Origin of the sequence: Streptomyces sp. NPDC059009, assembly GCF_042740175.1 — a bacterium.
In the GTDB taxonomy this organism is placed as follows: domain Bacteria; phylum Actinomycetota; class Actinomycetes; order Streptomycetales; family Streptomycetaceae; genus Streptomyces.
Window position 1 is genome coordinate 1 of record NZ_JBHYJB010000005.1, and the last position, 23,570, is coordinate 23,570.

At 72.9% G+C, this 23,570-nt stretch carries 24 protein-coding genes and 1 tRNA gene; 13 read left to right on the top strand and 12 right to left on the bottom strand.

The genetic code is table 11. From position 1 onward, the window contains the following. Nucleotides 1-355: 355 nt before the first annotated feature. Nucleotides 356-934: a TMEM165/GDT1 family protein gene (locus tag ACFWYM_RS06405; RefSeq protein WP_384830851.1), complete on the bottom strand. Its 579-nt coding sequence runs from the start codon at nucleotides 932-934 to the stop codon at nucleotides 356-358. 601 nt (nucleotides 935-1,535) lie between these two features. Between ACFWYM_RS06405 and ACFWYM_RS06410 the strand changes: the two genes are divergently transcribed. The 4 genes from ACFWYM_RS06410 (at nucleotide 1,536) to ACFWYM_RS06425 (ending at nucleotide 6,576) form a co-directional block, all read left to right on the top strand. Further along, the gene (locus tag ACFWYM_RS06410; RefSeq protein WP_384830854.1) at nucleotides 1,536-2,180 is read left to right on the top strand and encodes an HNH endonuclease family protein; all 645 of its coding nucleotides are present in this window, start codon (nucleotides 1,536-1,538) and stop codon (nucleotides 2,178-2,180) included. A 94-nt stretch (nucleotides 2,181-2,274) separates the two neighbouring features. Then, nucleotides 2,275-3,915 carry an alkaline phosphatase D family protein gene (locus ACFWYM_RS06415; RefSeq protein ID WP_384830857.1) on the top strand — a complete coding sequence of 547 codons (1,641 nt, stop codon included), beginning with the start codon at nucleotides 2,275-2,277 and terminating at the stop codon, nucleotides 3,913-3,915. A gap of 173 nt (nucleotides 3,916-4,088) precedes the next feature. Then, nucleotides 4,089-6,065 carry an FAD/NAD(P)-binding protein gene (locus ACFWYM_RS06420; protein ID WP_384830859.1) on the top strand — a complete coding sequence of 659 codons (1,977 nt, stop codon included), beginning with the start codon at nucleotides 4,089-4,091 and terminating at the stop codon, nucleotides 6,063-6,065. Between the two features lie 61 nt (nucleotides 6,066-6,126). Further along, the gene (locus ACFWYM_RS06425) at nucleotides 6,127-6,576 is read left to right on the top strand and encodes a DoxX family protein (RefSeq protein WP_384830862.1); all 450 of its coding nucleotides are present in this window, start codon (nucleotides 6,127-6,129) and stop codon (nucleotides 6,574-6,576) included. Nucleotides 6,577-6,663: 87 nt separating this feature from the next. Here the strand turns inward: ACFWYM_RS06425 and ACFWYM_RS06430 are convergent, their stop codons facing one another. Then, on the bottom strand, nucleotides 6,664-7,224 hold the full coding sequence (locus ACFWYM_RS06430; RefSeq protein ID WP_384830865.1) for a superoxide dismutase family protein: 561 nt from the start codon (nucleotides 7,222-7,224) through the stop codon (nucleotides 6,664-6,666). Between the two features lie 258 nt (nucleotides 7,225-7,482). Here ACFWYM_RS06430 and ACFWYM_RS06435 point away from each other — a divergent pair, with 258 nt between their 5' ends. After that, nucleotides 7,483-8,097: a DedA family protein gene (locus ACFWYM_RS06435; RefSeq protein ID WP_384830867.1), complete on the top strand. Its 615-nt coding sequence runs from the start codon at nucleotides 7,483-7,485 to the stop codon at nucleotides 8,095-8,097. 9 nt (nucleotides 8,098-8,106) lie between these two features. Here ACFWYM_RS06435 and ACFWYM_RS06440 read toward each other — a convergent pair whose 3' ends face one another. Further along, nucleotides 8,107-8,337 (bottom strand): DUF2277 domain-containing protein, encoded by a 231-nt coding sequence (locus tag ACFWYM_RS06440; RefSeq protein WP_384830870.1) that lies wholly within the window; start codon nucleotides 8,335-8,337, stop codon nucleotides 8,107-8,109. A gap of 81 nt (nucleotides 8,338-8,418) precedes the next feature. Between ACFWYM_RS06440 and ACFWYM_RS06445 the strand changes: the two genes are divergently transcribed. Continuing rightward, nucleotides 8,419-9,477 (top strand): NAD-dependent epimerase/dehydratase family protein, encoded by a 1,059-nt coding sequence (locus ACFWYM_RS06445; RefSeq protein ID WP_384830873.1) that lies wholly within the window; start codon nucleotides 8,419-8,421, stop codon nucleotides 9,475-9,477. Between the two features lie 400 nt (nucleotides 9,478-9,877). Here ACFWYM_RS06445 and ACFWYM_RS06450 read toward each other — a convergent pair whose 3' ends face one another. From ACFWYM_RS06450 to ACFWYM_RS06465, 4 genes are all read right to left on the bottom strand, one after another. After that, nucleotides 9,878-11,170, bottom strand: coding sequence for an RNA polymerase sigma factor (locus tag ACFWYM_RS06450; RefSeq protein ID WP_384830875.1), 1,293 nt, complete (start codon nucleotides 11,168-11,170; stop codon nucleotides 9,878-9,880). Nucleotides 11,171-11,227: 57 nt separating this feature from the next. After that, nucleotides 11,228-11,584 carry a YciI family protein gene (locus ACFWYM_RS06455; protein WP_384830878.1) on the bottom strand — a complete coding sequence of 119 codons (357 nt, stop codon included), beginning with the start codon at nucleotides 11,582-11,584 and terminating at the stop codon, nucleotides 11,228-11,230. A 166-nt stretch (nucleotides 11,585-11,750) separates the two neighbouring features. Continuing rightward, nucleotides 11,751-12,392 (bottom strand): isochorismatase family protein, encoded by a 642-nt coding sequence (locus tag ACFWYM_RS06460; protein ID WP_384830881.1) that lies wholly within the window; start codon nucleotides 12,390-12,392, stop codon nucleotides 11,751-11,753. Between the two features lie 154 nt (nucleotides 12,393-12,546). Further along, nucleotides 12,547-13,539, bottom strand: coding sequence for a GlxA family transcriptional regulator (locus ACFWYM_RS06465; RefSeq protein WP_384830884.1), 993 nt, complete (start codon nucleotides 13,537-13,539; stop codon nucleotides 12,547-12,549). Between the two features lie 168 nt (nucleotides 13,540-13,707). On the opposite strand from ACFWYM_RS06465, the gene ACFWYM_RS06470 reads away from it, so the two are divergent. The 5 genes from ACFWYM_RS06470 (at nucleotide 13,708) to ACFWYM_RS06490 (ending at nucleotide 16,111) form a co-directional block, all read left to right on the top strand. Then, the gene (locus ACFWYM_RS06470) at nucleotides 13,708-14,085 is read left to right on the top strand and encodes a hypothetical protein (RefSeq protein ID WP_384830887.1); all 378 of its coding nucleotides are present in this window, start codon (nucleotides 13,708-13,710) and stop codon (nucleotides 14,083-14,085) included. Between the two features lie 89 nt (nucleotides 14,086-14,174). After that, nucleotides 14,175-14,507: a hypothetical protein gene (locus ACFWYM_RS06475; protein ID WP_384830890.1), complete on the top strand. Its 333-nt coding sequence runs from the start codon at nucleotides 14,175-14,177 to the stop codon at nucleotides 14,505-14,507. Between the two features lie 203 nt (nucleotides 14,508-14,710). Next, nucleotides 14,711-15,106 (top strand): hypothetical protein, encoded by a 396-nt coding sequence (locus ACFWYM_RS06480; protein WP_384830893.1) that lies wholly within the window; start codon nucleotides 14,711-14,713, stop codon nucleotides 15,104-15,106. Nucleotides 15,107-15,116: 10 nt separating this feature from the next. Then, the gene (locus ACFWYM_RS06485; RefSeq protein WP_384830896.1) at nucleotides 15,117-15,740 is read left to right on the top strand and encodes a hypothetical protein; all 624 of its coding nucleotides are present in this window, start codon (nucleotides 15,117-15,119) and stop codon (nucleotides 15,738-15,740) included. Continuing rightward, complete coding sequence (locus tag ACFWYM_RS06490) at nucleotides 15,737-16,111, top strand: peptidase inhibitor family I36 protein (protein WP_384830899.1); 375 nt, start codon at nucleotides 15,737-15,739, stop codon at nucleotides 16,109-16,111. Before ACFWYM_RS06485 ends, ACFWYM_RS06490 begins: the two co-directional genes overlap by 4 nt. Nucleotides 16,112-16,186: 75 nt before the next feature. On the opposite strand, the gene ACFWYM_RS06495 is transcribed toward ACFWYM_RS06490, so the two are convergent. Next, nucleotides 16,187-16,261 (bottom strand) — tRNA-Val (locus ACFWYM_RS06495). Nucleotides 16,262-16,428: 167 nt separating this feature from the next. Between ACFWYM_RS06495 and ACFWYM_RS06500 the strand changes: the two genes are divergently transcribed. Both ACFWYM_RS06500 and ACFWYM_RS06505 read left to right on the top strand, forming a co-directional pair. Then, entirely contained in the window at nucleotides 16,429-17,889 is a 1,461-nt protein-coding gene (locus ACFWYM_RS06500) for a hypothetical protein (RefSeq protein WP_384830902.1), read from the top strand. A gap of 148 nt (nucleotides 17,890-18,037) precedes the next feature. Continuing rightward, complete coding sequence (locus tag ACFWYM_RS06505; protein ID WP_384830904.1) at nucleotides 18,038-18,538, top strand: DUF4383 domain-containing protein; 501 nt, start codon at nucleotides 18,038-18,040, stop codon at nucleotides 18,536-18,538. A 2-nt stretch (nucleotides 18,539-18,540) separates the two neighbouring features. Here the strand turns inward: ACFWYM_RS06505 and ACFWYM_RS06510 are convergent, their stop codons facing one another. The 4 genes from ACFWYM_RS06510 to ACFWYM_RS06525 form a co-directional block, all read right to left on the bottom strand. Beyond that, nucleotides 18,541-18,753: a zinc ribbon domain-containing protein gene (locus ACFWYM_RS06510; protein ID WP_384830907.1), complete on the bottom strand. Its 213-nt coding sequence runs from the start codon at nucleotides 18,751-18,753 to the stop codon at nucleotides 18,541-18,543. 44 nt (nucleotides 18,754-18,797) lie between these two features. Continuing rightward, complete coding sequence (locus ACFWYM_RS06515) at nucleotides 18,798-19,538, bottom strand: HAD family hydrolase (protein ID WP_384831476.1); 741 nt, start codon at nucleotides 19,536-19,538, stop codon at nucleotides 18,798-18,800. 74 nt (nucleotides 19,539-19,612) lie between these two features. Further along, the gene (locus ACFWYM_RS06520; RefSeq protein ID WP_384830909.1) at nucleotides 19,613-22,138 is read right to left on the bottom strand and encodes a phosphoribosyltransferase; all 2,526 of its coding nucleotides are present in this window, start codon (nucleotides 22,136-22,138) and stop codon (nucleotides 19,613-19,615) included. Nucleotides 22,139-22,140: 2 nt separating this feature from the next. Beyond that, the gene (locus tag ACFWYM_RS06525; protein ID WP_384830912.1) at nucleotides 22,141-23,340 is read right to left on the bottom strand and encodes an HpcH/HpaI aldolase/citrate lyase family protein; all 1,200 of its coding nucleotides are present in this window, start codon (nucleotides 23,338-23,340) and stop codon (nucleotides 22,141-22,143) included. Nucleotides 23,341-23,570: the final 230 nt, after the last annotated feature.

Below are 23,570 nucleotides of genomic sequence, written 5' to 3' on the forward strand. Positions count from 1 at the left end.
ACAGGCCGTCACCCCTTCCCGCACTTCCCCGCCTCCCGGCCACCACCCACCTACAGGCCGTCACCCCTTCCCCCCTTCCCCCCTTCCCCCCTTCCCCCCTTCCCCGCTCCCCCCCCTTCCCCGCTTCCCGGCCGTCCCGCCCTCCCGCCCTCCCCCGCGAGGGCGGGCCCCTCCCAGCCTCGAGGGGGGGGCGCCCTTCAGCCCCGTCCGGCGTTTGAGGACGAGGCGCGTTCAGCGCCGACAGGGGGTCTAGGGGCAAAGCCCCAGGAAGGGCACCCCAGGGGCGACGGAGTCGCCGGATTCGGGAAGGGGCGGGACTGGGGAAGAAGCCCCCCGCAGGGGCACCCTCACCCCCCTACGCAATCGCCTCCCAAAGGCTCCACACACCCAGCCCCAGCATCAGCAACGCCGCCACCTTCGTGATCAAAGCCAACGGCACCCGCTTCATCAGCGCCTTGCCGCCCACGATCCCGAGCCCCGCCACAGCCCACAGCGCCAGCACGGCCCCCAGCCCCACGGACAGCGGATCGTCGTACCGAGCCGCCAGGTTCGCCGTCATGATCTGCGTCAGATCGCCGAACTCCGCGACCAGGATGAGCATGAAGCCCGCCCCGGACACCTTCCAGAAGCTCTGGTCCTTCGGCTCGCGGACCTCCTCCTCGTCCTCGCCCCCCTTGAGCAGCAGCATCGCCGCCCCACCAAGGAAGAGGACACCGGTGAGGGCTTGCAGCAGCTGCTGCGGGAGGAGGGTCAGGACGCTGCCCGCCGCCACGGCGAGCACGACATGGACCACGAACGCCGCCGCCACCCCCACGAACACGTACGAGGCGCGGTAGCGCGTGCCGAGGACGAGCCCGGCCAGGGCCGTCTTGTCGGGGAGTTCGGCGAGGAAGACGACGCCGAAGACGAGCGCCATCACGCTGATGCTGATCAAGGGTTCCTCAATCGGTCGGGACTGCCCCACCGAGAGTGCGCGCTCCGTCACGTACGACACCTCGGCATGGCAGCGCACGGACAGCGCACACACACGCGTGTACGCCAGGCACTGCTTGCCGAAGGTCTCGCTGGCCGGTCCCGTGGGACCCGCCTCCGGGCGCCGGCCCAGCCATCCAGCGATGGCCGAGCAGTATGTCGACGGTCCGGCGAAGAGCTACTCCCCTTCTGCGCCATCCATCGTACGTGACTTCCGGACACCCCCCACCAGGGCCTTTCGCCCCCGGGAGATGAGTGACGCGGGCCACACGCGCGCCCGACGACACCGGCACATAAGCACTGAAGACGGCACCGGCCACCCCCGAAGGTCACGCCAGCCCAACCCCCGAAGACAGCACCAGCACACCCCCGAAATCGGCACCGGCCCACCCCGTCACGCCAACTCCCCGCCCTCCCCCCTGACATGACACCCCGCCAGACCTCTTGAACTCCCAACCCCATTGACGCGACCCTGTCACCTGGCGCACACCTGCAGGAAACCCCACAGCGCCACCATGGCCACGCCCCACCGGCCAATGTCCCCCCACACCAAGGGAGTTCGCATGTCCCGCGTCTACGCGCGTCGACTCACCGTCTCGGCCTCACTCACCGTTCTCGTCTCCGCCGCCACCCTCCTCGCCGGTTCCCCCGCCCAGGCCGCGCCCCCGGACCCGGTCAGCGCCGCCACCGCCCGTACCTATCTCGGGCAGCTCACCGAGAAGGCCGAGGGGTCGTCGGACGGCTACAGCCGCGACAAGTTCCCGCACTGGATCACGCAGTCCGGTGCGTGCAACACCCGCGAGGTCGTCCTCAAGCGCGACGGCACCGACGTCCAGCAGGACGGCAGCTGTGCGGCCGTCTCCGGGAAGTGGCACTCCGCCTACGACGGGGCCGACTGGACCAAGTCCTCCGACCTCGACATCGACCACGTGGTGCCGCTCTCCGAGGCGTGGAAGTCGGGGGCCGACGCGTGGACGACCGCGCAGCGGCAGGGGTTCGCCAATGACCTCACCCGGCCGCAGCTGATCGCCGTCACCGACAACGTCAACCAGGGGAAGGGGGACCAGGACCCGGCCGAGTGGCTGCCGTCGCTCACCTCGTACCACTGCATGTACGCCCGGATGTGGGTGGACGTGAAGCACCACTACGACCTGACCGTCGACCCGGCCGAGAAGAAGGCCCTCTCCGGCATCCTCGACGGCTGCTGACCCCCGATCGGGAGGAACCCTCCGATAGGGAGGAACCGGCCCGCCCGCCTTCGTCGTTCCGTACCGTACGGGGCGACGGAGGAGGGTGATCACCGTGGCACGGCTGCGCCTTGGTCCACTGCTGAGGTACGTCGACGGTTCGACGGCGACCGTCTGGGTCGAGGCCGACCGGCCCTGCACCGCCGAAGTGCGGGGCGGGGGAAGGGTGCTGGGGAGCGCGGCCACCTTTCAGGTGGCGGGGCACCACTATGCGCTCGTGCCCGTGAGCGGGCTGCGGCCGGGGAGCGAGACCGCCTATGAGGTGCGGCTCGGAGAGAGCGTGGTGTGGCCGCTCGCCGACTCGCCCTTTCCGGCCAGCGTCATCCGCACCCCCGGCGAGGGCGAGCGCGCGCTCCGGGTCACCTTCGGGTCCTGCCGCTGGGCCGCCCCGCCCTCGGGAGAGCACGACCCCGTCGGGCCCGACGCCCTGGACACGCTGGCCGCGCGGCTCGCCGCCGACCCGGGGGCGGAGCGGCCGGACGTACTGCTGCTGCTCGGTGACCAGGTCTATGCCGACCAGACCTCCAAGGCCACGCGGCGCTGGCTCGCCGCCCGGCGGAGCCTGGACGATCCGCCGGGGGATCAAGTCGCCGACTATGAGGAGTACACCCGGCTCTACTACGAGTCGTGGCTCGATCCCGAGGTCCGGTGGCTGCTCTCCACCGTGCCCAGCTGCATGATCTTCGACGACCACGACGTCATCGACGACTGGAACACCAGCGCCTCCTGGCTCGCCGAGATGCGGGCCACCCCCTGGTGGCGCGAGCGGGTGCTCGGCGGCCTGATGTCGTACTGGGTCCACCAGCACCTGGGGAACCTGCCGCCCGGCGAGCTGGCGGGGGACGAGGTGTATGCCGCCGTGCGGGCCACCCCCGACGGCACGGACGCACTGCGCGCCTTCGCCGCCAAGGCCGACGCCGAACCGGGCGCGGCCCGGTGGAGCTACCGGCGGGACTTCGGGCGGGTGCGGCTGCTCATGGTCGACACCCGGGCGGCCCGCGTCCTGGACGAGCAGCAGCGCGCGATGGTCGACCCGGAGGAGGCCCGCTGGCTGCGGGAGCAGGCCCTGGACGGGGATGTCGATCACCTGCTGATCGGGTCCTCGTTGCCCTGGCTGCTGCCGCATCTCATCCATGACGCGGAGGGGTGGAACGCCGCGCTGTGCCGGGGCGAGCGCGGAGCGCGCTGGGCCCGGATCGGTGAAGACCTGCGCCGGCGCTCGGACTTGGAGCACTGGGCCGCCTTCCCCGCGTCGTTCGCCGCGCTGACGGAGCTGATCGCCGAGGCGGGCTCGGGGCCGGACGCCCCGGCCACGGTGTGCGTGCTCTCGGGGGACGTGCACCACGCGTATGTCGCCGAACCGGAGTGGACGGCGGGCTCGGGGCCGGACTCGCGGGTGCTCCAGCTGACCTGCTCGCCCGTCCACAACTCCATCCACGCCTCGATACGGCTGGGCTTCCGCTTCGGCTGGAGCCGCGCGGGGCGTGCGCTGGGGCGCCGCTTCGCCCGCCATGGCCGTCTCCCCCGTACTCCCGTGAAGTGGCGCAGAACGGGCGGGCCCTGGTTCGGCAACCAGCTCATGACGCTGACGCTGCGCGGGCGTTCGGCGGGGCTGCGTCTGGAGCAGGCGCGCGCGACGGGGAGTAGGGGCGTGCGTCTGGAAGCGGTGGCGGAGAGCACGCTCACCGAGGAGTGACTCACACCACACCCGGAGGCGGATCGTCCGTTACGGGCTTCTGCTGCGGGACTTCCGGCGGCAGGATGAGGCGGACCATCCGTCCCACCCGTCACCCGGCCACCGCCCCTCGACGAGCACGCTGCGCGTGCACCCCCGCTTGACGCGCCCCACACGCCCCGGGAGTCACAGTTTTGTCCGCAGTGAACGAGCCTCAGCTGTCCGCAGCGGACGACATCCCGCTCGCCGTCGCCCTCGTCGGCGCGGGCCCCCGAGGCACCAGCGTCCTGGAGCGCCTGTGCGCCTCGGCCGCCGAACTCCTCGCCCCGGGCACCCGCCTGACCGTCCACGTCGTCGACCCCGCGCCCCCGGGCCCCGGCCGCGTCTGGCGGACCGCGCAGCCGCCCGAGCTGCTGATGAACACGGTCGCCTCCCAGGTGACCCTCTTCACCGACGAGAGCGTCGACTGCGCGGGGCCCGTGCGGCCCGGACCGAGTCTGTACGAATGGGCCGCGAGCGGCGCGGTCGGTAGGTGCGAACCGGGGCTCGGGCCCGACGACTACCCCACGCGTGCCTGCTACGGCCGTTACCTGGAGTGGGTCTTCGCCCAGGTGCTGCGCGCCGCCCCGGGCACGGTGCGCGTCGAGGTGCACGCCGCCCGTGCGGTGCGGCTGGAGGATCTGGACGGTGACGAGGGCGGGCGTCAGGCCCTCGTACTCGACGACGGGCGGCAACTGACCGGGCTCGCCGCCGTGGTGCTCGCCCAGGGGCATCTGCCCGCGATCGCCGGCCGGGGGCAGGAGCGGCTCGCCGAGCACGCCGCCCGCCACGGCCTGCGCCACTTCGCGCCCGCCAACCCGGCCGACCTGGACCTGTCGCCGCTGGCCCCCGGCGAGCCGGTGCTGCTGCGCGGGCTCGGTCTCAACTTCTTCGACCACATGACGCTGCTGACCGAGGGGCGCGGCGGGCGGTACGAGCGGGGTGCCGACGGCCGCCTCCGGTATCTGGCCTCGGGCAACGAGCCGCGCCTGTACGCCGGTTCGCGGCGCGGCATCCCGTATCAGGCACGCGGTGACAACGAGAAGGGCCCCTACGGACGGCACCGGCCCGCGGTGCTCACCGGTGACGTCATAGCCCGCTTCCGCAAGCGCGCCGACAGCGGGGACGCCCCGGACTTCCTCGCGGAGATATGGCCGCTGGTCGCCAAGGAAGTGGAGACGGTCTACTACGCGGCGCTCCTCGGCGAGCGCGGCGGCGCCGCCTTCCGCGAGCGGTTCCTCGCCACCGGGCACCGCAGCCCCCAAGAAGCCCTGGTTCTGGACGAGTTCGGGGTGGGCGAGGGTGAGCGCTGGTCCTGGGACCGGCTGTCGAGGCCGCACGCGGACCGCGCCTTCGGCTCCCCGGGCGAGCACCGGAGCTGGCTCCTGGCCCATCTGCGCGAGGACGCCGCGCAGGCCGCGCTCGGCAATGTCGCGGGCCCCCGCAAGGCCGCCCTCGACGTGCTCCGCGACCTCCGCAACGAGCTGCGCCTCATCGTCGACCACGGCGGTCTGACCGGGGCCTCCCGGCGCGAACACCTCGACCGCTGGTACACCCCGCTCAACGCCTTCCTGTCGATCGGGCCGCCCCGCCGCCGGGTCGAGGAGATGACGGCCCTGATCGAGGCGGGCGTCCTCGACGTGCTCGGTCCGCGGCTGGAGGTGCGGGCCGAGGACGGGGCGTTCCACGCGCGCTCCCCCGACGTCGCGGGCTCCGGGGTGCGGGTGAGCACGCTGATCGAGGCGCGGCTCCCCGAGCCGGACCTCCGGCGCACCCGGGACGAGCTGCTCGGGCGGCTCCTGAAGACCGGACAGTGCCGCCCTCATGTGGTCGACGGGTACGAAACCGGAGGACTCGACGTGACCCCGCGCCCGTACCGCCTCCTGGACCGTCAAGGGCGCGCCCACGCACGGCGGTTCGCCTTCGGGGTGCCGACCGAGGGGGTGCACTGGGTGACCGCCGCCGGGGCCAGGCCCGGGGTCGACTCGGTGACCCTGTCGGACGCGGACGCGGTGGCACGAGCCGTACTGCGGACGGTGACGGAGGCGCAAGTGGAACTGGCCGGTAGCTGCCAGAACCGGGAAGCGGAATGCCCGGGATGGCCAGATGTTGAACTTGCAAGCATTGATTAGGTGCGCCTAACCTAGGGCCTCCGCTCGGTTACCCGTCCCCAAAACCGAAGGAGTCCCCACCATGACTGGACGTCTCAACAGCGCCCAGCCCTACGCCCTCGGCCTGTTCCGCATAGTCATCGGCCTGCTCTTCGCCTGCCACGGCGCGAGCACGCTCTTCGACGTGCTCGGCGGCCCGATGGGCGGCAAGGCCCCCGAGGTCGGCGCCTGGCCCAGCTGGTACGCGGCCGTGATCCAGCTCGTCGGCGGCGCCCTGGTGATGCTCGGCCTCGGCACCCGCGCCGCGGCGTTCATCTCGTCCGGCTCGATGGCCTACGCCTACTTCAAGGTCCACCAGCCAGAGGCCCTGTGGCCCCTGGAGAACGGTGGCGAGGCGTCGGCGATCTTCTGCTGGGCCATGCTGCTCTTCGTCTTCACCGGCTCGGGCGCGTTCGGCCTCGACCGGCTCTTCGCCGCGCGCGGCGCGAACGGCCAGGAGTCGGCGTCGGACCGCACACCGATCGCCGCCTGACGGCACCCCTGCCCCACGGCGGCGCCCCTTCCTTCGTACGAGGGAAGGGGCGCCGCTCTGTGTCCGCGGGCTCTCCGAGAGCGGGCTCTACGAGAAGGGCGGTGCGCCGAAGGGCACGGTGAAGCAGGCCACCCGGTCGCCCGCGCCGCCCTGTTCGCGGTGGAGCACCACGGACTGGGCCCCGCCCGGGCGCAGACCCCAGCGGTGGTGGGCGCTCGCCCGGCCCGAGCCGTCCGCCCGCGCCGTGAAGTCGAGCCACACCTCGTTGTCGGGGTTGCGGTAGGCCGGGTTCTCGGAGGGCTGCACCGGGTCGGGGCGGTGCTGGTAGTGGCCGCCGGCCGCCGCGGGGTCGGCGCCACAGGGCTTCTGGTGGACGTGCACGCCGTACTTGTGGCCCGCCTTCAGGCCCGTGACCCGCAGCCCGACCGTCGTGCCGCGCTCGTCGCTGCGCTGCTCGACCCGGATCCACGCCGCCGCGGGGACCAGCTTCATGTCGTACGTGATCGCGGGCGACGGGATCAGCGCCGTCGGCGGCGCGAACTGCGCCGAGGCCCGCACCCAGTAACAATCCGCGGCACCCGGGCTCGAGCCGCCGCCCGCCGCGAGCACCGCCGCCGCCACCGCGCCGGCCAGCATCCCTGCCACCATGTCCGTGCTCTCCTTCGCCTCGCCCCCTTGTCGTGTCCTGCTTCGTTGGTACGGGACGTGAAGGGCGGCCGCTCCGCGGGGGACGGCAGGTGGGTGAACGTGATGTAGCGAACATCTGAGCCCCCAGCGGATCTCCGCCCGAGGGCTCGGCGTACGCTGTACAGCTGTCATCAGCCCCGGCCGCCCCAGCAGTCACCGCGGCACCAGGGCCGATGATGGGGGTGCAAGGGGGAAACGGGGACATGGGGAGTTTGTTCGGTGCTTGAGAGCTTGGGTGCGTTGACCGGCAGCCCATGGATCTACGTCGTGGTCGTCGTCTCCGTGCTCTGCGACGTCTTCGTCCCCGTGCTGCCCAGCGGCGTGCTCGTCATCACGGCGGCCACCGCGGCGGCGGCCGCCGGGACCAACTCCGGACACGTCCCGCGCGACGTCCCCGACATGCTGGTCCTCACGCTGTGCGCGGCCACCGCCTCGGTCCTCGGCGACCTCCTCGCCTACCGGCTCGCCTGGCGCGGCGGCGAACGCTTCGACCGCGCCATCGCCCGCTCCCGCCGCCTCACGAGCGCGCAGGAACGGCTCGGCGCGGCGCTCCAGCGGGGCGGCGGCGCCCTCGTGATCCTGGCCCGGTTCGCCCCGGCGGGCCGCTCGGTCGTCTCCCTGGGCGCGGGCGCGGCACACCGCACGGTGCGCGAGTTCCTGCCCTGGTCGGCCCTGGCCGGCGTGGCCTGGGCCCTCTACAGCGTCGGCCTCGGCTACTTCGGCGGCCAGTGGCTCGGCGCGACCTGGCTGGCGACGGGCGTCTCGGTGCTCGCGCTGTTCGGGGCGGGCGCGGCGGCGGCTTTCATGATGCGCCGCCCGGCTCCGGCGACGTAGCCCCGCGCGCTACGCGCTCTTGGCACTCTTGGCGCCCCGCACCTCGAGGTGCGCGAGCAGCTCCGCCGTCGCCTCCGCCACCGCGTCGACCGCGCGGTCGAAGACCTCGCGGTTGTGGGCGGCCGGGGCGCGGAAGCCGGACACCTTGCGCACGTACTGGAGCGCGGCGGCGCGGATCTCCTCCTCGGTGGCCTCTTCGGGGAGCACGGGCGGGCGGAGTGTCTTGATGCTGCGGCACATGCCTCCAGCTTGCCTCGCCCGGCGCTTCGCCGTCGGCATACCGCCCTTTCTTCCCGGCGCGCGACCGCGCAGAGTCGGGGCATGAGACTTCTGGTGATCGGCGGCTCGGTCTTCCTCGGCCGGGCGTTCGTCGACGAGGCGGTGGCCCGCGGCTGGGACGTGACGACCTTCAACCGGGGCCGCACCGGTTCCGACCCCGAGGGCGTACGGGTCCTGCACGGCGACCGCGAGAGCCCGGCCGACCTCGCACGCCTCGCCACCGAGGGGCCGTGGGACGCGGTCGTGGACGTCTGCGGCTACACCCCGCGCACCGTCGCGGACTCGGTGCGGGCCCTGGCCGGTTCGGCCGCCGCGTATCTCTTCGTCTCCTCCGTCAACGCCCGCTCCGGCTGGCCCGCCGAGCCCGTCGACGAGGACGCGCCCCGCCGCGAGGGCGACCCCCAGGCGGGCCCGGACGACGGCGACTACGGCACCCTCAAGGTCGGCTGCACCCTCGCCGTCGAGCGGGGCTTCCCCGGCCGCACCCTGATCCTCGAACCGGGCCTCATCATCGGCCCGCACGACCGCGCCCGGCGCACCACATGGTGGCTGCGGCGCGCGGCCCAGGGCGGCCGGATCCTCGCCCCCGGCTCCCCCGACGACCCGATGCGCCTCATCGACGCGCGCGACATCGCCGCCTTCGGCCTGGACCGGATCGCGGCCGAGGACGCAGACAACGCCGAGGACGCCGCCACGTACCTGGTCACCGGCGACCCGGCCAACACCACGTGGGGCGAGTTCCTCGGCACCTGCGTCGAAGAGACCGGCGGCCGGGCGGACCTGGTCTGGGTGGACCACGACCTCCTCACCGAACACGATGTGCGGATCTGGACCGAACTCCCGCTCTGGGCCCCGCAGTCGGGTCCGACGGCCGCCGTCTGGCAGGCGTCGTCGGCCCGGGCCACCGCGGCGGGCCTGCGCTGCCGCCCGGTCACGGAGTCCCTCCACGACACGGCGGCCTGGCTGTTCGCCCCCGGCGGCATGGAGGAGGCGTTCGGCGCGTACCGCGCGACGGACCGGCCGGAGCCGATGAGCGCAGAACGGGAGCGGCAGTTGCTGGAGGCGGCGGACGCGCGGGGGGCAGGGCTGAGGGAGGGCTGATGAGGGAGGGCTGAGGGCTGCGCGGGGCCGAGCGGGGTCGTGCCGGGCCGAGCCGAGCGGAGCCGGGCCGAGGCCGGGCCGAGGCCGCGCCGGGCCGAGCCGAGCCGGGCCGGGCCGGGGCCGAGTGGGGCCGGGGCCGAGCCGGGCCGGGCCGAGCCGGGCAGAGCCGAGCCGGGCCGAGCGGGGCCGAGTGGAGCCGGGCCGAGCCGGGCCGGGCAGAGGCCGAGGTCGAGCGGAGCCGAGCCGCGCCGAGGCCGAGCAGGGCCGGGGCCGAGTGGGGCCGGGGCCGAGCCGGGCAGAGCCGGGCAGAGCCGAGCCGGGCCGAGCGGGGCCGAGCGGGGCCGAGTGGAGCCGGGCCGAACGGGGCCGAACGGGGCCGAGCGCCAGGCTCCCAGAGGGCCTAGCCCAGCCCTTGCCCCGGTCCTTGCCCCAGCCCCTTCGCCCGCCCCAGCAAAAGCTCCCGCTCCCGCTCGTTCCGCGTCAGCGACGCCGCCCGTTCGAACTCCGCCCGCGCCTCTTCCGTGCGCCCGAGCCGCTCCAGCAGGTCTCCTCGTACGCTCGGCAGCAAGTGGTAGTCCTTCAGGGCCGGTTCGGTCGCGAGGGCGTCCACGAGGGGCAGGGCCGCCGCCGGGCCGTGGGCCATGGAGACGGCGACCGCGCGGTTCAGTTCCACCACCGGGGACGGGGTGAGGATGACGAGGCGGCCGTAGAGGGCGGCGATCGACGTCCAGTCCGTGTCCTCGTAACGGACCGCCTGAGCGTGGCACGCGGCGATCGCGGCCTGGAGGGCGTAGGGACCCATGCCCGGGCCGATCCCGGCGCGCTCCAGGGCGGCGAAGCCGCGGCGGATCAGCATGCGGTTCCACTTGGCCCGGTTCTGCCGAGCGAGCAGCACGGGCTCCCCCTCGGGCCCCGTGCGGGCCGTGAAGCGGGACGCCTGGAACTCCAACAGCCCGGACAGCGCGTGCACTTCGGGCTCCTCGGGCATGAGCCCGGCGAGCACCCGGGCGAGCCGGAGCGCGTCCTCGCACAGGGCGGGGCGCAGCAGGTCGTCGCCCGCCGTCGCGGCGTAACCCTCGTTGAAGATCAGGTAGATGACGTCGAGGACGGACGCCAGGCGCGCGGGCCGCTCGGCGGCGGCCGGCACCTCGAAGGGGACCTGCGCCCGCGCGAGGGACCGCTTGGCCCGTACGACGCGCTGGGCCACCGTCGCCTCGGAGACCAGGAACGCGCGCGCGATCTCCGTCGTCGTCAAGCCGCCCAACAGGCGCAGCGTGAGGGCGACTTGGGCCTGGGTCGACAGGACCGGGTGGCACGCGGTGAAGATCAGCCGGAGCAGGTCGTCGTCGATGTCGTCGATGTCGCCGGCGTCGGCGAGGTCGGGCGGCGGCACGTCCTCCAGGGTCCGGCCGACCTCCGCCAGCTTGCGCGCGTACGTCTCCTTGCGGCGTACGAGGTCGATGGCGCGCCGCTTCGCCGTGGTCATCAGCCATGCGCCGGGCCGGTCCGGCACCCCCGCCGCGGGCCACTGTTCGAGCGCGGCGACCAGGGCGTCCTGTGCGAGTTCCTCGGCGATGCCCACGTCGCGCACGATGTGGGCGACGCCCGCGATGATCCGCGCCGACTCGATCCTGAAGACCGCCTCGACCGTCGTCCGGACCGGTCCGGTCGCGCTTCCTGCCGTCACGGGCACCCATCAGAGCAGCCATCGAGAGGGCGGGCAAGCGCGACCGGTCAGTCCCTCACGTCCTCACATCTCCTCGATCTCGCGGATCTCGGCCGAGACGGTCCACTCCTTGGGGTGGATCTCCAGGAACCGCTTCGTCCACTCCAGGGCCTCGGCCTTGTCCTTGGCCTGGATGATGGAGTAGCCGCCCACGACCTCCTTGGTCTCGGTGAACGGGCCGTCGGTGTAGCCCAGTTGGCCACCGTCCCAGGTGACCCGGGTGCCCTCGGCGGTCGGCTTGAGCCCGGCCGTGTCGAGCATGACCCCGGCCTTGGTGATCTCCTCGAAGAGCGCGCTCATGCGCTCGTCGAAGTCGCACCCCGAGCCCTCGGCCGGGGGATTCTGCTCGTCGACGCGGATCATGGTCAGGAAGCGCGGCATGGTGACTCCTCGGTCTGAGTGGTGCGGCGGACTCTTCCGCCTCTCACCCCTGCGTCGAACGGCGCCGCGCCGGATCGACACCTTCCCCGAAGAATCTTGAAAAAGTTTCCCGGCGCCCCCAGCCGCGCTCCGCGCTCCCCGCCCCCTCGGACTCAGGACTCAGGACTCAGGCGGGCACGCCGTCGACCGTCGGCACGACCACGCCGAACAGGTCCCCGACGGTCGTCAGCGCGGCGGCGTGCAGCGCGGCCGCAGGCACCACCGAGCCGTCCGACCCAGGGAGAGCGCGCGTCGCGGTGGCCTCGGCGACGACGGTGGGCCGGTAGCCGAGGTTGAAGGCGCCCTGGGCGGTGAAGGCCACGCACATGTGCGTCATGAACCCGGCCAGGACGAGGTCCTTGCCGCTGCCCGGGCCGAAGCCCAGGCCGGTCAGGGTCTTCTCGAGCTCGGTGGCGTGGAAGGAGTTCGGGAACTGCTTCACCACGACGGTCTCGCCGTCGGCCGGGGCGACCTCGTCGCTGATCGCGCCGATGTGGGCGCGGATGTCGTACGGGGTGCCCTCGCCGCCGTCGTTGACGACGTGGACGACCGGGGTGCCGGCAGCCCGGGCGCGCTCAAGCAGCAGCGCCCCGGCGGCGAGCGCCTCGTCGGCCCCCTCCAGAGCCATGACGCCCTCGCGGTAGGTGTTCTGGAAGTCGATCAGGACCAGGACGGACTCGCTCAGGCGGGGCGGCGTGCTGTCGAGGCCGACGACGTCGCGGAGGGTCTTGGACGGGGTGGTGGAGGTGGTGGTGGTGTTCGTGCTCATCAGGGGTCCTTTCACAAGTGTCACTTCACAGGTGTCACTGCGGTTTCGGGCAGGGCGGAGCCGGCCTCGGTGGTGGGTGAGAGAGGTGCGTGGAATGTGGTGCGTGGAATGTGGTGCGTGGAAGGTCGTGCGTGGAAGGTGGCGCGTGGCGCGGTCAGGCGGTCTGGGTGCGGAAGCGGCGCCGGTAGGCCACCGGCGTCGTCGCGAGCTGCCGCCGGAACGCCCGGTGCAGCGTCTCGACCGAGCCGAGCCCGGCCGCGGCCGCGATCCGGTCGAGCGGCTGGTCGGTCGTCTCGAGGAGGCGCCGGGCGACCTCGATGCGCGCGGCCTCGACGTAGACCGCGGGGCTGCTGCCCGTCTCCTGGGTGAAGACCCGGGCGAAGTGCCGCTCGCTCAGACACATCCGCTCGGCCAGGGCCGCCGCGGACAGGTCGTGGTCGAGGTGGTCGGCGATCCACAGCCGGAGCTCGTCGATGTCCCGGCGCGCGGTGGCCGAGCGGCGCAGCGGCACCGAGAACTGGCTCTGGCCGCCCTGCCGCTTGAGGTACATCACCAGGTGCCGGGCCACCGCGAGCGCGGTCTGCTCGCCCTGGTCCTCGGCGACCAGGGCGAGGGCGAGATCCAGACAGGCGCTGATCCCGGCCCCGGTCCACAGGCGGCCCCGGTCGGTCCTGACGAAGATCGGGTCCGGGTCGACCGTGACGTCCGGGTGGTCGGCGGCGAGCTGGCTCGCGGTCGACCAGTGGGTCGTCGCCGTCTTCCCGTCCAACAGGCCCGCCGCGGCCAGTACATGGGCGCCCACACAGACGGACGCCACCCGCCGGGCGTGCGGCGCGGTCGCCCTCACCCAGGCCACGACGTCCGCGTCGATACGGGCCACGGGCCCCGCCTCGGCCATGTCGACGGCGCCCGGCACGAGCAGGGTGTCCACCTGCCCGCCCACGTCGTCGAAGGCCAGGTCCGCGAGCAGCCGGACCCCGGCCGAGGTCCGCACCGGGCCCGCGGCCGGACCGGCGAGGCGCACCTCGTAGCCGGCGCGGCCGCCGGTCTCCCGGTTGGCCAGGGCGAAGACCTCGGCCGGGCCGGTGACGTCGAGGAGGTCGACGTCGGGGAAGACCACGATGACGACTCGGTGCGGAAGGGGCATGTCCTCATGCTCGCCGCCCCGCCCCCATGGCCGCAATGACGATTCCCTGTCACATCCGGACACCCTCACCCACCCTCGCCACCCTCCCCTTCCGCCCCCCCGGACCGGATCAAGACACTCCACCGGCTTCACTCGCCTCTCGAATTCGAACAGGAGTAGCATTCCCGCGTGGCTGCATCACCGTCGTCTTCCGCGTACGAGTTCCCCAGCGACCTCCTCGCCGGACAGGAGGAACTGCACCAGGTCCGGTCCGAGCTGATCGCCCTCCTGAAGCGCCTCCCCTGGTCCGTCGAGCCCCTCGACGGCTTCAGCGACGGCGGCGGCTGGCGCAAGGTGGAGCGCCCCGCATCTCCCGGCTGGACCCCGGACGAGCAGGCCGAGGTCGAGAAACTCCGCGAGAGGGAGCGGGAGTTGGCCGTCTTCATCAGCTGCCACCGCTTCTGGAAGGAGCTGTCGGGGCCCGACGCGGTCACGGCACGCGCGCAACTCAAGCACGCCCACACCACTCCGCCCCCGCCCGACTCCGGCGCCGACGAAAGCCGTTGACAGGCGGCTACGGCGGGCGTTGACTCGCCGTACGGCTCCCCGCGATTCCAGGAACTCCAGCCCTGTGAGCCCGCGGAGGTAATCACGACATGACTGTTCTGCTCACTGCTCTGCTCGTGCTGCTGATCGGCCTCGGCTTCGCCAACCACCTGTTCTGGCTGGCCGCGGCGGCACTCCTCTACTTCATGGTCAAGTACCGGGACGAGCTCAAGCCCCGCTCCGGGTCCGGGAGTTCCGGCTCCGGTGCCGCGGGCGGGGGCGGTGGCGCTGGCGCTGGCGCGGGAGGTTCCGGCGGCGGTGGCGGTGGCGGTGGTGGCGGCGGCTTCGGTGCCGCGAACTACCACGCGTACCGCGTCCGTCGCGACCGCATGGAGCGCTGGGACCGCAGGTACCGCCGCACCCACCCCACGCGCCGCTCCTGACCGTGACGGACGCGGCTCCCAGTACGCGCCGGAGGCGCCCTCCGTACGTGACGGATGTGACCCCACGTAACCGATGCGGCTCCCGCGGTACGACTAGTCACCGGTACGAGTGGACCGATGACTGCGCGCGGCGACGGCTGGGGTATTGCTGAACACGCAACGCAATCACCCAACGTAATCACCGCACTTGGGGAGCCACTCACATGCGCCACCGCGCCCTCCTCGCCCCTGCCGCCGTCCTGGCAGCGGCCCTCACGGCCTTCGCCCAAACGGCCGCAGCCACCCCGGACACCGCCCCGTCACAAGCACACTCCGTAGCCACCCCGCCCAACCAGGTCTGCTTCTGGACGCAGCCGAACATGATGGGCACGGCCTGGTGCTACGGCCCGCCGGGCTACGCGGAGGCGGAGAACGGCACGGCGCACAACGCCCACTCCTTCGAGTCCAAGGTCAACGGCACTGTGTACGCGATCAGTTTCGGCTCCGGCTCGGGCTGCCTGTACCGCGAGATCCGCAAGGACGACTACTCCGAGAACTGGGAGTGGGCCGGAAAACTCGACGGCGTCAGCCACGAAACCATGGGCTGCGAGCCGGGCTGAGCCACCGCAGATGACCAGCACGCCTCCCCAACTCCCGGTGCCGGCAAGGGCATTACTCGCCCGGCACCGCACCGCCGGAGCCCTCGCCCTGTGCGCCGCCGTCCTCCTGAGCGCCCTCACCGGCTGCGCACCCGCCCCGGCCCGCCCGCACGTCCTCTCCTCGGCCGACATCATCAGGACCGCGCAACAGCAGCTCACGGACCGCTGCCTACTCCGCCAGGGCCTCACCCCGCCCCGGCCGGGACGGCACGCCAGGAGCGAGGCCGAGGAACAGCGCATGTCCGGCGCCCTGTTCGGCTCCGGCCGCACCGAGCTCTCCCTGACCCTGCCCACCGGCTACTCGGTGCGCGCCCACACCGACGGCTGCCTGGCCGCCGCCCAGCGCTCCCTCTACGGCGACCAGCGCCGCTGGTTCCACGCCTCCACGATCGTCAACAACCTCAAGCCCGAGGCGGCCCACGGCCACGACAGCCTCGCCTCGGTCCGTGACCGCCACCGCGCCGACATCGCGGAGTGGCAGCGGCTGCGCGCCCGCGCCCTGAGCCGGGCGAAGGCTCAACTCACCCGCCGAAACCAGAACACCCACCGGCACCAGAACACCCACCGGTACCAGAAGGAGAACGTCTCTCGATGAACAAGCCACTCGCCCTGCTCTCGGCCACCCTGCTCACGCTCGGCGGCGCCTTCATGACCACCACCGGCACCGCCCAGGCGGCCTCGTGCCCGAGCGGCCAGTTCTGCGCCTGGACGGACGCCGACTTCGGCGGCCAGCGCACCAACTGGTCGGGCGACGACCACGACTGGGAGGACCCGATCCAGGACCAGGACTCCTCGTGGGCCAACCACGGCATCTCCGGCCCCGGCATCAAGGACCACGTCCAGGTCTACGAGAACCCGGGCCTGATCGGCCTCGGCACGGTCTGTCTCGGCCCCGGCCAGGAGATCAACTCCAACGGCTGGGGCAACGACAGCGGCGACTCCCACACCTGGACGATGGAGTGCTGACGCACGGCCCGCACCACCTCGCGGGCCCCGCATGACAAAGACCCCCAGCCGCAGTTGGCTGGGGGTCTCAGTCGCTGGTGGGCGCGGACGGTTTCGAACCGCCGACATCTGCCTTGTAAGGGCAGCGCTCTACCGCTGAGCTACGCGCCCGGGTTGAATCGACAGCCTACCTTGCCGGTGGGCCCGGCTCGCAAACCCGTCACGAGCTGCGCGACGGCCCGTCCCGCCGGCGGGCAAAGTCACCGTGCGCGGTGCGAACTATCCGCCCGGTGTGTTCGTCTTTACCGGGTGGGAGAATGGGACACCGGGCAGGGTGAATGACAGCACGGGAGAGGGAAGTGACGGCGACGACACCTACGCGGCCGCACACGCCGAGCGAGCCGCGCGCGGACCGACGCCGCCATGGGTCCTTCGTACCCGCGTCTCCCGTCGCCCGCCGCTCCCGCCGCCTGCTCCCAGCCGTCGCGGACACGCTGACGCTGATGCTGCTGCCCCTCCCACTGCTCGCCACCACGCTCCCCGCCGCCTTCGCCTCCGGCGGCACCCGGCGCTGGTTCGGCGGCCGGGGCGAGAGCGTGCGGGCCGAGGCGCAGGCCGCGAAGGACGCCGCGGCGGCCGCGTTCTACGAGCTGGACACGGCCCAGCGCGATCTGCGGATCTCCATCGAGACCATCGTCGCCGTCGACTCCACCCCCGCCGCCCAGCGCGCCGTCACCGACTTCGAGGCGCTCGGCCACCGCATCGACGAGGTCAGCCAGCGCTACATCACGGCGGTCGACGCCCACGACCTGGACCGGGACGACCTGGACAGCTCCGTCGCCGCCCGCGCCCGCACCGAGCTGACCCAGGCGAAGGACGAGCTGACCCGGGCCAAGCAGGACCTGGAGCGGTTCTCGCAGGGGCTCGGCCCGCTCCTCGACAAGGCCGAGACGCAGCTGGCCCGGCTCGCCCCGGCGGTGGAGCGCGCCCGCCAGACCCTGCTCGCCGCCAGCAACGCCCTGGACGCGGTGCGCGCCGCGGGCCTCAGAGCCGACGACCTCGCCGCCCGCCTCGCCGCCCTCGGCCCCGAGCTGACCAAGCTCAACCAGGGCGCGGGCCGCCATGGCGTGCCGGAGACGCTGCAGCGCGCGGACCGCGTCCTGCGCGACGCGGAGGCCGTGCGCGCCGAGGCCGAGCGGCTGCCCGAGCGGGCCAAGGAGATCGACAAGCGGCTCGTCTCGCTGCGGACGCGCGCGCAGGCGCTCACCACCCGCAGCGGCCAGGTCGACCCGGTCCTCAGCGAGCTGCGCCGCCGGTTCGCCGCCGCCTGCTGGCAGGACCTCCAGCGGGTCCCCGACCAGGCCGGGGAGAATGTGCGGCAGGCCGAGACCAAGCTCAAGGAGGCCCAGCAGGCGCGCGACGACCAGCGCTGGCCGGACGCCACCGCGCTGCTCTCCACGGTCCGCGCCCTGCTCAACTCGACGGACGAGGCGGTGTCCGCGGCCGGCGACCGGCTGCGCCGGCTGAACGCGGTCGCGAAGGACCCGCAGCAGGAGATCGAGCGCACCCGCTTCGCGATCCGGGACGCCCAGCGTCTGGCCATGGCGGGCCGCCACACCCCCGAGCCCCGGCACGCCCGCCCCCTCGACGACTCGGTGGCCCGCCTGGACCGGGCGATCGCCTCGCTCGAAGGCCGCCACCCCGACTACTGGCACTTCCTGACCGAGACGGAGGCGGTGCGCGGGACGGTGGCGCGGGTCGTCTCGCAGATCAGGGAAGAGCGGGGCCAGGGCGCCTGACCTGCGCGGTCGGGCCCGGCAGCGCCCGCTGCGGTTGGTGGTCCGCGCCCTGCGGGCGGATGCTGGACATACGTACGTCCTCCGCGAAGTACCTGCGTGCGTCCTCCGTGAAGTACGTACGTCGTCCGCGCGCACGAAGGAGGCGGACATGGCCACGCACGTACTGCATCCACGGCGGCACCACATCACCCTCGACGAGCACCTGCCCGTCGACCACCGGCTCAGCCGGGTCTACCGCGTCGGCGCGGGCCTCATGGGTCTCGTCCTGCTCGCGTTCGGGGTGCTCGGCCTGATCGACAAGATCGGCTTCTTCGACACCCGGGGCGACACCGTCGCGGGCCTGAACACCAACGGTGCGCTGAGCGTCCTGTCGATCTGCGTCGGGCTGCTGCTCTTCGTGGGCATGGTGATCGGCGGGAACTTCGCGTCGACCCTGAACATGGTGCTCGGCGTCGCGTTCATCCTCAGCGGCTTCGTCAACCTCGCCCTGCTGGACTCCAGCTACAACTTCCTCGCGTTCCGCATCCAGAACGTGCTGTTCAGCTTTGTGGTGGGCGTCCTGCTGATGTTCTTCGGCATGTACGGGCGGGTCAGCGGCGGCCTTCCGCACGACAACCCGTACTGGAAGGCGCGCCACCCCGACGGCTGAGGTCAGCCGCAGCAGCCCCCGCCGCAACAGCCGCCGCCCCCGCCCGACTTCGGGGCGGGCGCCGCGGCCGCGCCGCCGACGGCCACCGTCGACAGGAGCTTGACCGTGTCGTCGTGCCCGGCGGGGCAGGCGGCCGGGGCGCTGGACTCGGCCATGGGACGGCTGAGTTCGAAGGTGTCGCCGCAGCTGCGGCAGCGGTACTCGTATCGAGGCATGGGCCCAGGTTACGAGGTCCCCGGCGGACGTGGGGCGGCTCGGGTCACACGCTCGACGCGGCGCCCAGGAACCCGCGGAGGATCTCCTCGCCCGCCGCCACGCCCCGCTCCTCCAGCGCCGTCAGCCCGGGCGCCGCGAAGGCGGTGTCGGCCAGCTCCCCGTGGCCGGGGCGCCAGGAGCGGTCGGCGGCGAGCAGCAGATCGGCGTCGAGCAGCGAGTCACCAGCGGCCAGGACCTGTCCGGCGCCGACGCGGCGGGCCACCTCGCGGGCCGCCGCGCTCTTGGTGAGCGGCTTCGGCACCGCGTAGATCTTGCGGCCCTGGAGCGAGACGGTCCAGCCCCGCCCCTCCGCCCACGCCGCGAGCTCCTTCACCCAGGCGTCCGGCAGCAGCGCCCGCTCGACGACGAGGTACGCGAACAGGTCCTCGGCGACGCGCTCCTTGAGCAGCCACGCCGGGTCGGCCGTGCGCACCAGACGCTCGCGGACCTCGGCGAGCGGGGCGCACTCGGCGGCCAGGCGGACCCCGACGGCGGCCCGCCAGTCGGGGTCGGAGACGCCGTCGACCAGCAGCTGGCCGCCGTTGGCGCAGATCGCGAACTTCGGTGCGGGGCCCGGCAGTCGGATGCGCCGGTACTGCTCGCGGGTGCGCGTGGTGGTGGGCACGAAGACGGCGGCGCGGCCGAGCTCGTCCAGGAGCCCGGCGGCGGTCTCCGTCACGTACGACAGCGGCTTGCCCTCGTACACCTCGACGCAGAGCAGCCGGGGCGCCTCGGCGTCGGGCATGGTCAGGCCGAGGGCGGCGGCGGAGTAGATGAGGGTGCGGTCGAGGTCGCTGGCGACGACGGTCACGGGAGTGGTCACTTCGCCGCCACCGTCTTCCCGTCCGCGCCCGTCGCGCCGCGCGTGTACTTCGGGTGGATCAACCCGACGCAGCTGTACGGGAGTTCGGCCACCTCTTCGACGGGGACGCCGCGCTGCTCGGCGAGGAGCCGGATGTGGTCGAGGTCGGCCCCGGCACCGGAGCGGGCCAGGATCTTCCAGGGCACCCGGCGCAGCAGCACGCGGGTGGTCTCGCCGACGCCCGGCTTGACGAGGTTCACGTCGTGGATGCCGTACTCCTCGCTGATCCGCTCGACGGCGGCCCAGCCCTCCCAGGTGGGCGCGCGGTCCACCGAGAGGACCTCCTTGACCTGGGCGTCCACTGCGTCGGCCACCTCGTCGAAGCGGTCCTGGACGGCGGCGAGGAAGTCCCGGGAGACATCGGCACCGGCGAGCTCGCGGTAGAACTTCGCGCCGTGGAAGTCGTGCGGGCCCACCAGGTCGGCGCGGAGCACCGTACGGGAAATGAGGCCGGAGACCGTGGAGTTGAGGCACGCGGAGGGGATCAGGTAGTCCTCGCGGGTGCCGTAGGTGCGCACGCAGGAACCGGGGTCGGCGAGCACGGCGATGTCGGGGCTGAAGCCCTTGGCGCCGCCGCCCTCCTCGAACTCCCGTATCGCTTCGGCGAGTTCGCGGGTGATGGCGCCCTTGCCGGTCCAGCCGTCGACGAACACGACGTCGGCCGGGTCGTGGTGGGCGGCCAGCCAGCGCAGCGCGTTGGCGTCGATGCCGCGGCCGCGCACGATCGACACGGCGTAGTGCGGCAGGTCGAGGCCCCGGCGGTGCGTGGCCCAGCGGCGCATCAGGACGCCGACGGGGGTGCCGGCGCGGGCGAGCGAGACCAGCACCGGGCGGGCCGCCGCCCGCTCGGCGAGCACCGTCTCGGTGACCACGCCGACGGCCTGCGCGACGCGGGCGGCGGAGGCGTCGAGCGCGGCCCGGAACAGCTCCTGGTACTGCGCGCTCGGCTGGTACTCGACGGGCAGCGACTCCGCGTAGTGGGCGCCGCCGCTCTGGATGGCCTCCTCGCGCTCCTCGGTGGGGGCTTCGAGGGTGACGTCCGAGAGGTCCTGCAGCAGCCAGCCGACGTCTTCGGGCTCGTACGAGGAGAAGGCGGGGCCGCGGAGGGGCTCGGGCAGGTCGGGCACGGCGGGCCTTTCGGGGACGTACGAGGGGACGACGGCGAGCAGCACGTGTCCGGTGTGCGCGGAGAGCTGCGCCAACAGGCCGTCGGGGGCGTGGAGTTCGAGGGTGTCGGCGACCGAGTCGACGACGGCGACGACCGCGTCGAAGCCGCCGCCCGCGACGTTGTAGGCGTACCGCTCGCCGGGGCCGTCGGCGGAGGCGTCGGCAGGGCCGTCGTGGGCGGGGAAGACCAGGCGGCTGCGTATCGCGTAGCCGGGGTCGTCCACGGCGAGGACGGGTGAGCGGGTGGTGGTGGAGTAGCGCACGTCCGCGTCGACACGCTCCTCCAGGGCGACGCCGAGCGCGAGCGGCGCGTACATCAACTCCTCGAAGCCGAGGACGAGTACGCGGCGGGCGGCCGCCGGGAGCGCGTCGGCGATGCGCTCCGCCATGCCGGGCAGCGCGGCGTCCAGGGACGTCCGGTGCTCCGGCGTGAAGCCGTGCCGTCCGCCGTCCGGGACTCCGGCAGGCCAGCCGAGTTCGACGCGGGTGACGGGGGCGCCTTCCGCGCGGGGCGCGGGCACCACCGTGGACTCGTGGGCCGCGACCAGCGCCTGCCCCTTCTCCAGGACACCCTCGGGCAGCCGCACCGTCCCGCTCGCGGCCGCGACCAGATCGACCCGGGCGCCGATCTCCGCGGCGAACTCCGCGAGGCGGCCCCGGTCTTCGGGCGAGCGCATGTCGACGAGCGCGACGATGACGTACCGCTCGCGGGGGTAGCGGGCGTGCAGGGCGCGAATGGTGTTGAGGACGGTGTTCCCGGTGGAGAACTCGTCGTCGACGAGGACCAGCGCGCCGTCGCCCGCGAGGAGTTCGGGGTCCTCGGGCAGGATCAGATGGCTGGTGGCGTGCGAGTGGGCCTCCTCGAAGCCGCCCGCCTGCGCCACGCCGGGGACGGGGCGGCGGGTCGAGTGGAGGTAGGGCGCGCTGCCGATGCCGTCCGCGACGGAGTGGCCGAGGCCGGTGGCGGTCTCCGCGTAGCCGAGCACGACGGCGCGCGCGGCCGCGTCGACGCCGAGCAACTCCCGTACCCGCAGGCCGAGTTCATATCCCGAGCGCCACACCACGGACGGCCGCTGCGGCACATGCTTGCCGAGGACGTTCGACACCAGCAGATGGGCCCGCTTGGGGTTGCGGCGCAGGGCGAGCCCGAGCAGCTCCTTCAGCCGGCCGTCACCGTCGGCCCCTTCGCTCCCTTCGCCCCCTTCGAGCGCGACCCCGAGCCGCTCGGCGACCCAGGTACCCGTCCACTCCACGTTCTCCGTCGTCCTCACATCGTCCACGGTCAAGTTCTCGTTCACGTTCACGTTCGCGTTCATGGTCAGGCGGGCAGGCCCGCGGTGAGCAGCTCCACGAAGCCGATGTCCTCCTTGGCGACGCCGAAGACCTCGGCGCGTTGCAGGGTGCGCTCGGCCCAGGCGCGGTGCGGCTTCACCTCGTTCATCTTGTTCGTGTACGCGGAGCGCATCACTCCGCCGCCGTCGCGCTCGGGGCGCAGGATGTCCTCGGCGTCACTGAACTCCTCGTGGCTGACGACCGACAGGGCGTGCACGGGCAGCACGTGCGAGGGGTGGATGCACGTCTTGCCGAGCAGTCCGTTGGCCCGGTCCAGCTCGATCTCGCGGAGCAGGCCGTCCATGTCGTGCTCGATGAGGGCCTGGCGCAGCTCGTCGGCGCGGCCCTCCAGGAAGGGGCTGCGGCGCAGCTGCGGCTTGAACATCCGCTCCTGGACCCGGAAGTACTCCCACACGGGTCCGGTCACGGTGAAGCCGGTGCCGTCGGCCCGGCCCAGGACGTTCACCACGTCCGCGATGACGGAGGCGACGATCTGCACGTCGTACGCCGTCATGTGCGGCGGCCTGCGCAGCCCGTGCGCCGAGCAGAAGTCGGAGACGCCGAGGCGCAGCGCGAGGACCCGGTCGCGGTACTTGTCGACGGTGCGGGAGATCCCGGTGAGCGTCTCGACGCGGCTCTCCAGGTGCAGCAGCTCGGGCGACTCCAGGACGGGCATGGCGAAGAGCCGCCGCCCGCTCGCCGCCTCCGCGGCCGTGAGCGCCTCGAGGAAGGGGACGCCCCGCTCCTCGGTGAACTTCGGCAGCACGAATCCGGACAGCAGCCGGATGGCGGGGCCGAGGCGGGCGGCCAGGTCGGGTATCTGCTCGGGCGTGCGGACGCGGATGAACAGGAGGGGCACGTCAGGGCCTGCTCCGGCACCCTCGCCCGCCCCGGTGGGCTCGGTGCGCTCGGCGAGGGCGGTGAACTGGCGGACGAGGTTCTCCTCGGCGTCGGTCACATCCGCGTCGCCGATCGAGTCCTCCAGGCACAGGACCATCGAGATCACGCCACGCCCTGCCTGTTTGACGATGTCGTCGGCGAGGCGGGGGCGGGTCGCGGGGCTGTAGAGGGTGGCGCCGAGGGCGGCCGCGAGCATGCGGGGCGGGGAGTCCGCGGTGAAGGCACACGGCTCCCTGTGGAAGAGGCGCTGACGCACCTCTGGGGCGATGTGCCCGAAATGACGCATGAGATTTCCTGGTTTCTCCCGTATCGACGGTACGTCCTGACGAGATGTGGCCGGTAATAGTACGTAGAGACCCATGTCCAGGGTTCCCTCCGGGCATGAAATTCAGGTAACCCACCCATGTCGTACGCGCTGGTCACAACCGTGGAGCCGCCCCTCGGCCGGATCCGCGCGAGGCGGCGGACCACGGGCCCCCCGCGTTGTCCGGGCCCGAGCCGGGAAGGCAGGATGAC

Bases quoted from the DNA above. Each gene is read 5' to 3' on its own strand.
- ACFWYM_RS06410 (WP_384830854.1), top strand. From the start codon at position 1,536: ATGTCCCGCGTCTACGCGCGTCGACTCACCGTCTCGGCCTCACTCACC.
- ACFWYM_RS06425 (WP_384830862.1), top strand. From the start codon at position 6,127: ATGACTGGACGTCTCAACAGCGCCCAGCCCTACGCCCTCGGCCTGTTC.
- ACFWYM_RS06430 (WP_384830865.1), bottom strand. From the start codon at position 7,224: ATGGTGGCAGGGATGCTGGCCGGCGCGGTGGCGGCGGCGGTGCTCGCG.
- ACFWYM_RS06440 (WP_384830870.1), bottom strand. From the start codon at position 8,337: ATGTGCCGCAGCATCAAGACACTCCGCCCGCCCGTGCTCCCCGAAGAG.
- ACFWYM_RS06445 (WP_384830873.1), top strand. From the start codon at position 8,419: ATGAGACTTCTGGTGATCGGCGGCTCGGTCTTCCTCGGCCGGGCGTTC.
- ACFWYM_RS06455 (WP_384830878.1), bottom strand. From the start codon at position 11,584: ATGCCGCGCTTCCTGACCATGATCCGCGTCGACGAGCAGAATCCCCCG.
- ACFWYM_RS06460 (WP_384830881.1), bottom strand. From the start codon at position 12,392: ATGAGCACGAACACCACCACCACCTCCACCACCCCGTCCAAGACCCTC.
- ACFWYM_RS06465 (WP_384830884.1), bottom strand. From the start codon at position 13,539: ATGCCCCTTCCGCACCGAGTCGTCATCGTGGTCTTCCCCGACGTCGAC.
- ACFWYM_RS06475 (WP_384830890.1), top strand. From the start codon at position 14,175: ATGACTGTTCTGCTCACTGCTCTGCTCGTGCTGCTGATCGGCCTCGGC.
- ACFWYM_RS06480 (WP_384830893.1), top strand. From the start codon at position 14,711: ATGCGCCACCGCGCCCTCCTCGCCCCTGCCGCCGTCCTGGCAGCGGCC.
- ACFWYM_RS06485 (WP_384830896.1), top strand. From the start codon at position 15,117: ATGACCAGCACGCCTCCCCAACTCCCGGTGCCGGCAAGGGCATTACTC.
- ACFWYM_RS06490 (WP_384830899.1), top strand. From the start codon at position 15,737: ATGAACAAGCCACTCGCCCTGCTCTCGGCCACCCTGCTCACGCTCGGC.
- ACFWYM_RS06500 (WP_384830902.1), top strand. From the start codon at position 16,429: ATGACAGCACGGGAGAGGGAAGTGACGGCGACGACACCTACGCGGCCG.
- ACFWYM_RS06505 (WP_384830904.1), top strand. From the start codon at position 18,038: ATGGCCACGCACGTACTGCATCCACGGCGGCACCACATCACCCTCGAC.
- ACFWYM_RS06510 (WP_384830907.1), bottom strand. From the start codon at position 18,753: ATGCCTCGATACGAGTACCGCTGCCGCAGCTGCGGCGACACCTTCGAA.
- ACFWYM_RS06515 (WP_384831476.1), bottom strand. From the start codon at position 19,538: ATGCCCGACGCCGAGGCGCCCCGGCTGCTCTGCGTCGAGGTGTACGAG.
- ACFWYM_RS06520 (WP_384830909.1), bottom strand. From the start codon at position 22,138: ATGAACGCGAACGTGAACGTGAACGAGAACTTGACCGTGGACGATGTG.
- ACFWYM_RS06525 (WP_384830912.1), bottom strand. From the start codon at position 23,340: ATGCGTCATTTCGGGCACATCGCCCCAGAGGTGCGTCAGCGCCTCTTC.